At 69.3% G+C, this 11,054-nt stretch carries 10 protein-coding genes and 1 other annotated feature; of the genes, 5 read left to right on the top strand and 5 right to left on the bottom strand.

What is annotated here, in order from left to right:
• Positions 1 to 4: 4 nt before the first annotated feature.
• Genes tsaD through ACZ46S_RS06035 form a run of 5 tightly spaced genes read left to right on the top strand, consistent with a single transcriptional unit; the run spans position 5 to position 6,135 of the window.
• On the top strand, positions 5 to 1,048 hold the full coding sequence (gene tsaD, locus ACZ46S_RS06055) for a tRNA (adenosine(37)-N6)-threonylcarbamoyltransferase complex transferase subunit TsaD (protein ID WP_464063747.1): 1,044 nt from the start codon (positions 5 to 7) through the stop codon (positions 1,046 to 1,048).
• Entirely contained in the window at positions 1,045 to 1,857 is an 813-nt protein-coding gene (locus ACZ46S_RS06050) for a 23S rRNA (adenine(2030)-N(6))-methyltransferase RlmJ (RefSeq protein WP_464063745.1), read from the top strand. The genes tsaD and ACZ46S_RS06050 overlap by 4 nt, the downstream gene beginning before the upstream one ends.
• Positions 1,850 to 2,803 carry an NAD(P)H-dependent glycerol-3-phosphate dehydrogenase gene (locus ACZ46S_RS06045; protein WP_464063744.1) on the top strand — a complete coding sequence of 318 codons (954 nt, stop codon included), beginning with the start codon at positions 1,850 to 1,852 and terminating at the stop codon, positions 2,801 to 2,803. The genes ACZ46S_RS06050 and ACZ46S_RS06045 overlap by 8 nt, the downstream gene beginning before the upstream one ends.
• Positions 2,800 to 4,734 (top strand): tetratricopeptide repeat protein, encoded by a 1,935-nt coding sequence (locus ACZ46S_RS06040; RefSeq protein WP_464063743.1) that lies wholly within the window; start codon positions 2,800 to 2,802, stop codon positions 4,732 to 4,734. Before ACZ46S_RS06045 ends, ACZ46S_RS06040 begins: the two co-directional genes overlap by 4 nt.
• Positions 4,735 to 4,785: 51 nt before the next feature.
• A complete protein-coding gene (locus tag ACZ46S_RS06035; protein ID WP_464063742.1) occupies positions 4,786 to 6,135 on the top strand; it encodes a glycosyltransferase family 39 protein in 1,350 nt (449 codons plus the stop codon).
• Between the two features lie 31 nt (positions 6,136 to 6,166).
• On the opposite strand, the gene ACZ46S_RS06030 is transcribed toward ACZ46S_RS06035, so the two are convergent.
• The 5 genes from ACZ46S_RS06030 to ACZ46S_RS06010 form a co-directional block, all read right to left on the bottom strand.
• Positions 6,167 to 7,648, bottom strand: coding sequence for a SulP family inorganic anion transporter (locus tag ACZ46S_RS06030; protein WP_464063741.1), 1,482 nt, complete (start codon positions 7,646 to 7,648; stop codon positions 6,167 to 6,169).
• A gap of 50 nt (positions 7,649 to 7,698) precedes the next feature.
• Positions 7,699 to 7,754: a sequence feature (sul1 is cis-regulatory element that is thought to sense ions involved in sulfur or methionine metabolism; They are found in Alphaproteobacteria), on the bottom strand.
• A gap of 74 nt (positions 7,755 to 7,828) precedes the next feature.
• On the bottom strand, positions 7,829 to 8,965 hold the full coding sequence (gene lldD, locus ACZ46S_RS06025; RefSeq protein WP_295742813.1) for an FMN-dependent L-lactate dehydrogenase LldD: 1,137 nt from the start codon (positions 8,963 to 8,965) through the stop codon (positions 7,829 to 7,831).
• On the bottom strand, positions 8,962 to 9,705 hold the full coding sequence (locus ACZ46S_RS06020) for an FCD domain-containing protein (protein WP_464063740.1): 744 nt from the start codon (positions 9,703 to 9,705) through the stop codon (positions 8,962 to 8,964). Before ACZ46S_RS06020 ends, lldD begins: the two co-directional genes overlap by 4 nt.
• 234 nt (positions 9,706 to 9,939) lie before the next feature.
• Positions 9,940 to 10,461: a chromate transporter gene (locus ACZ46S_RS06015; protein WP_464063739.1), complete on the bottom strand. Its 522-nt coding sequence runs from the start codon at positions 10,459 to 10,461 to the stop codon at positions 9,940 to 9,942.
• Positions 10,458 to 11,015 (bottom strand): chromate transporter, encoded by a 558-nt coding sequence (locus ACZ46S_RS06010; RefSeq protein ID WP_464063738.1) that lies wholly within the window; start codon positions 11,013 to 11,015, stop codon positions 10,458 to 10,460. The genes ACZ46S_RS06015 and ACZ46S_RS06010 overlap by 4 nt, the downstream gene beginning before the upstream one ends.
• Between the last annotated feature and the right edge of the window lie 39 nt (positions 11,016 to 11,054).

Genomic DNA, 11,054 nt, shown 5'->3' with positions numbered 1-11,054 from the left:
GGGCATGGAAAGAAAAGACGATGCGCCGATTTTGGGCATTGAAAGCTCCTGCGACGAGACCGCCGCGGCGATTCTGGCCCCTGACGGCCGGATTCTCGCCGAGCTGGTGCTGAGCCAGATCGAGGATCACGCGGCCTTTGGCGGGGTGGTGCCGGAGATCGCCGCGCGGGCGCATCTGGCGGCTCTGGACGCGATGGTGCGCCAGGCTCTGCGCGAAACCGGGCTGGGCTTCGCGGACCTCGCCTGCATCGCCGCCACCGCCGGGCCGGGGCTGATCGGCGGGCTGCTGGTGGGCAGCGGCTATGCCAAGGGCGCGGCGCTGGCGGCCGGGGTGCCGTATCTGGCCATCAATCATCTGGAGGCACACGCCCTCACCGCCCGGCTGCCCGGCCAGGCCAGCGCGCCGGTGGCGTTTCCGTATCTGCTGCTGCTGCTCTCCGGCGGCCATAGCCAATGCGTCGCGGTGGACGGCGTGGGACGCTACCGCCTGCTCGGCGCCACGCTGGATGACGCGGTGGGCGAAGCCTTCGACAAAACCGCCAAGCTGCTCGGCCTGCCTTATCCCGGCGGCCCGGCGCTGGAGGCGCTGGCCCGCGAGGGCGATGCCAGCGCGGTGAAGCTGCCCCGCCCGCTGCTCGGCCGCGAAGGCTGTGATTTCTCCTTCTCCGGCCTGAAAACCGCCATCGCCCAGTTGCTCGCTGTGGAGCCGCCCGGCGCGCTGCCCCGCGCCCGTGCCGCCGACATCGCCGCCAGCTTCCAGGCCTGCATCACCGATATTCTGGGCGACCGGCTGCGCCACGCTTTGGCCATGCTGCCGCAGGCCAGCGCCGTCATCCTCGCCGGCGGGGTGGCCGCCAACCAGGCGATCCGCGCGCGCCTCGCCGAGGTCGCGGCGCAGGCCGGCAAACCGCTCAACGCCCCGCCTTTGCGCCTGTGCACGGATAATGCGGTGATGGTCGCCTGGGCCGCCATCGAGCGCCTGCGCCAGGGCGAGACCTCATCCCTCGACACACCCTGCAAGCCCCGCTGGCCGCTGGATACGCTATGAATTACCGCCATATCTACCACGCCGGCAATTTCGCCGACGTGATGAAGCACGCTCTGTTGCTGCGCCTGCTGGCGGCGCTGCAACGCAAGCCCAAGCCGTTTCTGGTGCTCGACACCCATGCCGGCCTCGGCGCCTATGATGTCACCAGCGAACAGGCGGAGAAAACCGGGGAATGGCGGGACGGCATCGGCCGGCTGCTGGATGCCCCGCCGCCGGCCTTGGCGGATTATGTCGCAACCATCCGCCGTCTCGGCCTCTATCCCGGCTCGCCTCTGTTCGCCGTCGCAGCGCTGCGATCCACGGACCGGCTGATCGCCTGCGAGCTGCACCCGGAAGACGCCCAGATCCTGCGCCGCAGCTTGCGCCCTTACGCCAACGCCGCCGCGCATGAGCGCGATGGCTATGAGGCGCTGGGCGCCTTCCTGCCGCCTCCGGAAAAGCGCGCTTTGGTGCTGATCGACCCGCCTTTCGAACGGCCGGACGAATTTTCCCATCTCGCCAAAACCCTCGCCGCCGCCTGGCGGAAATTCCCCAGCGGCGTCTATGTCGTCTGGTACCCGATCAAGCATCGCGCCCCGGTGCGGGGGTTTTTCGAAGCGCTGCGATTGGCGGGGGTGAGGGACCTCGTCGCCGCCGAGCTGCTGCGCCGGCCCGATACCGATCCCACCCGCCTCAACGGCGCCGGGCTGGCCATCATCAACCCGCCTTTCGGCTTCGAGGCCGAGGCGCTGCCGATTCTCGAAGCCTGCCGCGACGCGTTCGGCGAGGCCGGGGCGAGCCTGGCGCTGGAGCGTATCATCCATGAATAAATCCATCGCGGTGATCGGCGCCGGGGCCTGGGGCACGGCGCTGGCCATCCTGCTCGCCCAGACCGGCAAGGATGTCACGCTATGGGCGCGCGATGCGCGCAAGGCGGAGGCGATGCGGGAGGCGCGGGAAAATCCCCGCCTGCCGGGGGCGCGTTTTCCGGAGAGCCTGCGCGTCACCGCCCGGATGCCGACCGCCGATATATTGCTGCTGGCGGTGCCGATGCAGAATCTGCGCGCCATCCTGCCCAGCCTGCCGCCGGGCCCGCCTCTGGTGCTGTGCTGCAAGGGGCTGGAGACGGGCAGCCTGGCGCTGCCGCCGGAGATCGTCGCGCCGCGCCCCTGCGCCATCCTCACCGGCCCGAATTTCGCCCATGAAATCGCCGCCCGACTGCCCGCCGCCGCCGTTTTGGCGACTCCGGATGCGAGCTTGCGGGCCGATCTCATCGCGTCCCTGCACACGCCGAGCTTTCGCCTCTATGGCGCGGCCGACATGATCGGCGCGGCCCTGGGCGGGGCGGCGAAAAATGTCATCGCCATCGCCGCCGGGGTGGTGATGGGGGCGGGGCTGGGCGAGAATGCCCGCGCCGCCCTGATCACCAGGGGGCTGGCCGAAATCGCCCGGCTGGCCGAGGCGCTGGGCGGCAAGCCCGAGACCATCGCCGGCCTCTCCGGGCTGGGCGATCTGCTGCTCACCTGCACCGGCGCCAGCAGCCGCAATTATTCGCTGGGCTTCGGGCTCGGGCAGGGGCGCGCCCTGGCGGAGATTTTGGGCGCGCGCGCGGCGGTGACGGAAGGCGTGCTCACCGCCCCGGCCTTGCTCGCCCGCGCCGCGCGCGCCAAGGTTGAGATGCCGATCACCCAGGCCGTGACAAATCTGCTGTCCGGTGAAATGAATGTGACGCAGACCATGGCGGCGCTGATGGGCCGCGCCTTGAAGGATGAATGATGCGGCGTCTCTGCCTCCTGTCCAGCCTCGCCTTCCTTGCCGCCGCGCCGGCATTCGCCGATGCGCCGCCCGCCCTGGCGGCCTGCGAGAGCCATGACCCCGCCGCCGCCCTGCAAGGCTGCGGCGCCGTCCTCGATGCCGGGCAGGATATGGAGGCCTATGATTTCGAGGCCTATAATAACCGCGCTCTGGCCGAGATGGCGCTGCGCCAGCCGCAGCCGGCGCTGGCGGACGCCTTGGCCGGCATCGCCCTCAACCCCGAGAATGGCGGCATCCATGTCACGCTGGCGCGCGCCTATCTGGCTTTGCACCAGCTGCCCGCGGCGCTGGCGGCGGTGAACCAGGCGCGGGCCTTGATCCCCAACAGCCCGGGGCCGCTGGTGCTGCGCGGCGAGATCGAACTCTCCGGCAATGATTGGCGCGCTGCCCTGGCCGACCAGAACGCCGCCCTCGCCCTCGCCCCCGATGACGATGCCGCGCTGATCGACCGCGCCATGGCCGAGCTGGCGACCGGCGACATGGCAAGCGCCCTGGCGGATGCCAACCAGGCCGCGTCCCTGGGTAGTGCCGATCCGCGCGTGCATCTGATCCGCGGCATCGCCGCCGCCGCCGCCGGCCATAGCGAGGAGGCGCTGCGCGAGGATAACGCGCTGCTGCAGGCCCGCCCCGACGATGCGCTGGGGCTGGCGGCGCGCTCCGAGGTGGAGGCGCGGCTGGGCCAGTTCCCCGCCGCCCTGGCCGATGCCAGCCGCGCCATCGCCCTGACCCCGTCCGCGTCCGGCCCCTATGTGGACCGCGCCTTCACCGAGCTGCAGATGCGCGATTTCCCCGCCGCCCTGGCGGATGCGCAAAAGGCCGCGCAACTCAACCCGCGCGACGCCGCCGCCTTCACCGACAAATCCCTGGCTGAAGCCGCGCTCGAACGGCCGGACGCCGCCCTGGCGGACGCCAACCAGGCGGTGACGCTGGACCCTGGCAACGCCGTCGGCTTCGATGCGCGGGCCAGCGCCGCCTTGCAGAAGAACGAGCTGACGGCGGCCTTGGCGGATGAGAGCCATGCGATCAGCCTCTCCCCCTCTAATCCCAGATTCTATGAAAAACGCGCGCTGATCGAGCTGGCCGCGCATCAGCCGCAACCGGCGCTGGCGGATCTTGGCAGCGCCATCGCCTTCGCGCCGGGTGATGCGCTGCTCTACCTCCAGCGCGCCGGGGTGGAGGAGCAGCTCAAGCAGCCGGACGCCGAGATCAAGGATCTCTCCCAGGCGGTGGAGAAGGCCGACGGCGACCCGAAGCTGCTCTACCATGTGCTGCTGCTGCGCGCCGGCACCTATAGCCAGATGCACAAGCCCGATCTGGCCTTGCAGGACGTCACCCGCGCCATCGCCCTCGACGCCAAGGCCCCGCAAGCCTACGCCGCCCGGGCGCTGCTGGAGCAGGCGGGCGGCCAGACCAGTGCCGAGATCGCCGATGACAGCAAGGCGATCAGCCTCGATCCCCGCTATCAGCCCGCTTATGAGGACCGCGCCATCGCCTATGGCAACGCGCATAAATATGCCGAGGCCGCCGCCGATGAGGGGCAGCTTCTGAAACTGCGCCCGAACTCCGCGCCGGATCTGAATAATCGCTGCTGGTTCCTGGCGCTGGATGGCAAGCTCAGCGAGGCGCTGAGCGATTGCCAGCAGGCGCTGAGCCTGAATGCCAGTGACGCGGCGACGCAGGATTCCACCGGCTATGTCTATCTGAAGCTGAAGGACGCCAAGAGGGCCATCGCCGCCTACGACCAGGCGCTGAAACTCGACCCGCATCTGGCCAGCTCCCTCTATGGCCGCGGCCTGGCCGAGCAGGAAGAGGGCGATCAGGAGGCCAGCAAGGCGGATCTCGCGCTGGCGCGGCAATATGATCCGCAGATCGAGCAGGAGTTCGGAAGCTGATGGCGGGCATGACCGGCGCGCCTTGCACCCAGCCGCGCCACGGGTTGAACGGTGCGACGCTGCCGCCGCGCTGAGCTGATCCTTCTTCCGCTGGCGGGCCTCCTGCTCGTCCTGGCGGCCTGGCTGCGCGGCCCGGAATATGACGAGGCCTATTCGATCTTCCTGACCGCCGGCCATGCCCGGCCGCCCTGGCCGCAAGGCGTGTTCACCGCCGGCAGCGTGCGCTGGCTCTACGCCCCGCACGGCAATTTGGCGCAGATCGCGCATGATCTGCGCCAGGGCGATGTGCATCCGCCGCTTTATTTCTGGCTGCTGGAACTCTGGCGCCGCGTCGCCGGGGCGGGGTGGTTCACCGCCCGGTTGCTCTCCGTCGGCTTCACCCTGGCGGGGCTGGCGGGGCTGGCGCGCCTCGCCCGGCGGCGCGCCGCGGCGGTGGCGCCGGTGCTGATGCTGGCGCTGCTCTCCTACGGGTTTCTCTATACCGGCATCCTGGCGCGGCCGTTCGCGCTGGCGCAGGCGCTGGATATCTGGGCCGTCTATGCGCTGCTGCAAGGCGGGGCGCGCGGGGCGATCCTGGCCGGTCTTTGTTTCGGCGCCGCCGCCTTCAGCGATTATCTGGCGGTGTTCACGGCTGGCCCGGCGCTGCTCTGGCTGGCCGCCCGCGCGCCGCGCCGCGCCGCCTTGCTGGCTGCCGCGATGCTGCCCTTCCTCGCCGGCTGTGTCTGGTTTTTCCTCGCCCAGCACGGATCGCGCGGCGGGCAGTTCGCGGCCTTCGCCTGGTCGCCCGCCCTGGCGGCGCTGGCGCGCGATGGCGGTGCCGCCTTGTTCGGCGGCTTGCCGCTTTATGCCGGCGGGCTGCGGCTGGCGGTCACGCTGCTGCTGGCGGCGCTCGCTTTGGCCGGCTGCGTCCTGGCCGCGCGGCGCCCCGATGGCCGGCTGTTCCTGGCCTTCGCCGCCGCCGCCCCGCTCGGCTTGCTGGGGCTGGGGCTGGTCTTCGATAACAGCCCGATCGAGATCCGCTATCTGGCCTTTGCCCTGCCCTGGGTGGCGCTCGCCGTCGCGCCCGCCTTGCCGCGCGCGCTGCTGGCGCTGTGGCTGGGGGCGGGGGCGCTGGCCAGTTTTGGGCTGATGGTCTCGCCGATGACCATGCAGCCCCAGGGCCGCGCCGCGCATCTCGCCGCCGCCTGGCCGGGGGCGATTGTCGCGCTGCCCTTTGGCAATGACGGCGTGGGCGTGCCCGGCCCCTTCATCGCCGCCGCCCCGGATGCGATGCGGCTGCTCCTGCTGCGCCCCGGTGAGGTAGCACCGCCCGGCGCCGTGCGCGTCGCCATCCGCGCCGATGACGCCAGCCGCGCCGTCAGCGCTGGCTTGGGCTGCGCGGCGCTGGTCTGCGGCCCATAAAAAACCCCGGGGCCAGCCCGGGGTTTTTCGGTCAATGCGCCGAGGGCAGCGCCTCGCCATTGCGGTGCGCGGCGAAGCGCTCCACCATCGTCTCGCTCGCCTGGTTGAGCCCGGTGATCTCCACCTCCAGCCCGTGCCGCCTGGCCTTCATCACGATCCGGTCCAGCGCGCCGACGGCCGAGATGTCCCAGAAATGCGCCCGGGAGACGTCGATCTCCAGCCGCTTCACCGCTGTCTCCTGCACATCCACCGCCTCGCCCAGCAGCCCGGCGGAGGCGAAGAACACCTGCCCCTCGACCAGATAGCGCCGGGTCGTGCCATCCTCGGACAGGCGCGAGGTCACCCGCACCAGCCGCGAGACCTTGCCGGCGAAGAAAATGCCCGAGAGCAGCACGCCGACGGCAACGCCCTTGGAGAGATCGCCGGTGAACACCACGCTCAGCACCGTCGCCACCATCACGATCGAGGAGGGCCAGGGATTGGTGCGCAGCTGCGGGATCGAGCGCCAGGAGAAGGTGTTGATCGACACCATGATCATCACCGCCGTCAACGCCGCCACCGGCACGATCGCCAGCAGCCCGTGCAGCAGCACCAGCAGGATCAGCAGGAAAATCCCCGCCACCAGCGTGGAGAGCCGCCCCCGCCCGCCGGAGGTGACATTGATGACCGACTGCCCGATCATCGCGCAGCCGCCCATCCCGCCGAACAAAGCCGAGCCGATATTGGCGATGCCCTGGCCGATACATTCCCGGCTTTTATTGCTGGGCGTGTCGGTCATGTCGTCGAGGATCTGCGCGGTCAGCATCGTCTCCAGCAGCCCGACCGCGGCCAGCGCCAGGGCCAGCGGCGCCAGCAGCTGGAAGGTGCCGAGAGTGAGCGGCACGTCCGGAATGCCGAAATGCGGCAGGCCGGTGGGCAGCGCCCCCAGCTCCGCCACATGCTTCACCGGCAGATGCAGCACATAGCTGACACAGGTGACGACGATGATCGCCACCAAAGGCGCGGGAAAGGCCTTGGTGATGTAAGGAAAGCCGTAAATCACCAAGAGCCCGAGCGCGATCAGCCCGTACACCGCGTAGGGCACGCCGATCAGCTGCGGCAGCTGCGCCATGAAAATCAAAATCGCCAGCGCGTTGACGAAGCCGGTCATCACCGATTGCGAGACGAAGCGCATCAGCCGCCCCAGCTTGAAGATGCCGGCGAGGATCTGAAACACCCCCATCAGAATGGTGGCGGCGAGCAGATAGCCAAGCCCGTGGCGATGCACGATCGGCCCCATCAGCACGGCGGTGGAGGCGGTGGCGGCGGAGACCATCGCCACCCGCCCGCCGGTGAAGGCGATGATGGTGGCGATGACCACAGAGGCATAAAGCCCGACTTCCGGCGGCACCCCGGCCACCACGGAAAACCCTATCGCTTCGGGGATCAGCGCCAGCCCGACAACGAGGCCGGACAGAAAATCGACGCGAGGCTGGGCAAGCCAGTCCCGGTAAAAGGAGGATTGTTTGGTCATGGGATCTGTAAAATGATTTCAGCGAGGGGCGGGGCGAAGCCCGGTGCCCGCGTTGTCCGGCGGATCGGCGGCCGGAAGAGCCACCCGGATTTTCACCGGGTCCTGACGAATGACCCCAACATAGTCAGGCTTCTGTTGCGGTGCAACAGTTACGGATGGAAAGCTGCCCTGTCCGGGCGCTCACCCCCGGTCCAGTATCTCCCCGTTGATCTGCGCAATCCGCGTCACCCCGGTCAGCGCCATCGCCACGCGCATCTCCTTGGCGATCAGCTCCAGCAGCTTGCTCACCCCGGCCTCGCCGCCGGTGGCCAGCGCATACACATAGGCCCGGCCCAGCAGCACCGCATCCGCGCCCAGCGCCAGCATCCGCACCACATCCAGCCCCGAGCGCACCCCGCCATCGGCGAAGATGGTCAGCTCGCCCTTAACCGCCTCGACGATGCGCGGCAGCGCCCGGGCGCTTGAGAGCACGCCATCGAGCTGGCGGCCGCCATGGTTGGAGACGATGATGCCATCCGCGCCGAATTTCACCGCCTCGCGCGCATCCTCGGGGTCGAGAATGCCCTTGATGACGATCTTGCCCTTCCAGAACTCCCGCAGCCATTGCAGATCGTCCCAGGCGATCGCCGGGTCGAAATTATTGCCCAGCCAGGCGATATAATCCTCCAGCTTGGTCGGCTTGCCGCGATAGGCGGAGATATTGCCCAGATCATGCGGGCGCCCGTTCAGCCCGACATCGAAGGCCCAGCCGGGATGCGTCATCGCCTGCAGCACCCGCCGCCAGGGGCCGCTGGGGCCGGACATGCCGGCATGCAGATCCCGGTAGCGCGCCCCTGGCACCGGCATATCCACGGTGAAGATCAGCGTGGTGATCCCCGCCGCCCAGGCCCGCTCCAGCGCATTGCGCATGAAGCCGCGATCCTTCAGCACATAAAGCTGAAACCAGATCGGCTTGGCGAGCGCGTTCTGCACCTCCTCGATCGGGCAGACCGAGACCGTGGACAGGGTGAAGGGAATCCCGGCTTTCTCCGCGGCCCGCGCCGCCTGCACCTCGCCGCGCCTGGCATACATGCCCGCCAGCCCGACCGGGGCGATGGCCACCGGCATCGCCATCTCCTGCCCGAGCACAGTGGTGGCGAGCGAGACATCCGCGACATTCTTCAACACACGCTGGCGCAGCGCCAGCTCGGCCAGATCCGAGACATTGCGCCGCAGCGTCTGCTCCGCATAGGCGCCGCCATCGGCGTAATGAAACAGGAAGGGGGGCAGGCGCCGGCGGGCGGCTTCGCGGAAATCGGTGGTCGAGGAGATGATCATGCACTATCGCTCGCTGGTTGCAGGGAAGGGGAGAGGCGCAGCCTTCTGGCCTCGTCATCCTCGATCCGCCGCAGCGTCGCGGCGACGAAATCGAGATGCAGCAATGCCGCCCGGCGCGCCTGCTCCGGCTGGCCGGCGGTGATGGCGCTGGCCAGCGCGCGATGCTGGCGCGCCAGCATGCGGAAGGTCTGCGGGCGGGTATAGAGTTTTTCCAGGCTGTGGGAGATGCTGGCGGCCAGCAGCTCGAACAGCCCGCGCATCATGTGCAGCAGCACGAGGTTGTGCGAGGCCTCGGCGATCAGCAGATGCAAGGCCGCATCGCCCTGCGCATCCTCATGCGCGCTGCCCGCCTCATGGATCTGTTCCAGCCGCTCGATCTGCGCGGCCAGCCGGGCCTTGTCCGCCTCGGTGGCGCGCATCGCCGCCAGCTCGGCCGCCTGCGCCTCCAGCACCCGGCGGATTTCCATCACATCGCGCCAATAGGATGGGTTCTGGCGCATCAGCCCGGCCAGCGGGGCGACGATCTCGTCCAGCTTCGGGGCGCAGAGATAATGCCCGCTGCCCGGCCGCGCCTGCACCCGCCCGGCCTGCGCCAGCCCCTGCAGCGCCTCGCGCAGGCTGGCGCGCGAGACGCCAAGCCGCGCCGCCAGCACCCGCTCCGCCGGCAGCCTGTCGCCAGGGCGCAGGCCGGCCTCGCGGATCAGCCCCTCAAGCCGGGTGGAGAGCGCGCTATTTGCCATTGGCCGGACCGGTTTCCTGTTTTCAACCTGGCGCCAGCTTTGCCGCCGCGCGGCGGCCCAGGCAAGCGGCGATTGGTCGGACCAAAAATCTAAGAGACTGTTTGAAAAGCCACTCTGGCGGCCGCCAAGCGGCGATTTGCTGCGCGCCGGTGCTCACGTACCTCAAGTACGCTGCGCTCCGGTGCTCGCAAATCACCACTTGACGACTCACCATAGCGACTTTTGAAACAGCCTCTAATTTAGGAAGATCAGCCCGAGCAGCGCCCCCGCCCCGAACATCCAGAGCGGATGCAGCCTGGTCCGCCAGGCCAGCAGCGTGGTGGCGGCGGTGAGCAAGGCGGTGAGCCAGCCCGTGTCGGACTGGCGCACCAGCACGTAGGAGGTGGCGAGGACCAGCCCGGCGGTGAGCGGCAGCAGCGCGGCCTGCGCCACCCGCCGCCAGCGCGCCGCGCGATGCTTGTTGAACAAGGCCGCGATCATCGCCGCGACAATCCCCGCCGGCAGCACCATGCAGGCCGTCGCCAGCAGCCCGCCCACCACCCCGGCCACATGCGCGCCGATGACGGTGACCAGGATCACATTCGGCCCCGGCGCGGTGTTGGCGATCGCGTAAAGCTGCGCGAATTGCGAGGCGGTGAGCCAATGTTTCTGGTTCACGACGACCTGCGCCAGCTCCGGCACGGTGGAATTCGCCCCGCCCACCGCCAGCAGCGAGAGCTTGCCGAAGAGCAGCGCGATCTGCCCGAGCAGGTTCATGTCACCGCCCGCCAGGAGAGATAGACCGAAAGCGGCAGCACGATCAGCACGATATAAGGCAGCGAGAGATGCAGCCCCACCGCCAGCCCGAACACCGCCAGCGCCAGCGCCGCATTGCGCCGGCTTTTCACGATCGGCACCGCGATGCGCAGCGACGTTCCCAGCACCAGCCCCGCCGCCGTCGCCGCCAGCCCGAGCAGCGCGTGGCGCACCGGCGCCAGCCCGCCATAGCGCGTATAAAGCCCGCCCAGCCCGAGCACGATGGCAACCGGCGCGCTCAGCAACCCGCACATCGCCGCCGCCGCGCCGCTCATCCCGGCCTCCCGCGCCCCGAAGGCGAAGCTGAGATTGACCACATTGGCGCCGGGGAGGGATTGGCAGAGCGAGAACAGCTCGCTGAATTCCTGCTGGCTCAGCCAGCCGCGCTCATCGACGATCATCCGCCGGATGATCGGCAGCACGCCGCCGAACCCCATGATCCCGGCCATGAAAAATCCGCTGAACAGCTGGGCATGGGTCAGGCGCGGACGCGGCGCGGGCGGGGCAGGGGGCATTTTTCTCAGCTTAGCCAGCCCCCTCGCGCGCTGGCAACG

This window comes from Acidocella aluminiidurans, assembly GCF_055383125.1.
Note: the sequence above shows the minus strand (reverse complement) of the source record. Positions and strands in the feature narration are given on the sequence as shown.

Coding starts and splice junctions, on each gene's coding strand:
- ACZ46S_RS06030 (WP_464063741.1), bottom strand. CDS start 7,648: ATGACCAAACAATCCTCCTTTTACCGGGACTGGCTTGCCCAGCCTCGC.
- tsaD (WP_464063747.1), top strand. CDS start 5: ATGGAAAGAAAAGACGATGCGCCGATTTTGGGCATTGAAAGCTCCTGC.
- ACZ46S_RS06010 (WP_464063738.1), bottom strand. CDS start 11,015: ATGCCCCCTGCCCCGCCCGCGCCGCGTCCGCGCCTGACCCATGCCCAG.
- ACZ46S_RS06045 (WP_464063744.1), top strand. CDS start 1,850: ATGAATAAATCCATCGCGGTGATCGGCGCCGGGGCCTGGGGCACGGCG.
- ACZ46S_RS06050 (WP_464063745.1), top strand. CDS start 1,045: ATGAATTACCGCCATATCTACCACGCCGGCAATTTCGCCGACGTGATG.
- ACZ46S_RS06015 (WP_464063739.1), bottom strand. CDS start 10,461: ATGAACCTGCTCGGGCAGATCGCGCTGCTCTTCGGCAAGCTCTCGCTG.
- ACZ46S_RS06040 (WP_464063743.1), top strand. CDS start 2,800: ATGATGCGGCGTCTCTGCCTCCTGTCCAGCCTCGCCTTCCTTGCCGCC.
- ACZ46S_RS06020 (WP_464063740.1), bottom strand. CDS start 9,705: ATGGCAAATAGCGCGCTCTCCACCCGGCTTGAGGGGCTGATCCGCGAG.
- lldD (WP_295742813.1), bottom strand. CDS start 8,965: ATGATCATCTCCTCGACCACCGATTTCCGCGAAGCCGCCCGCCGGCGC.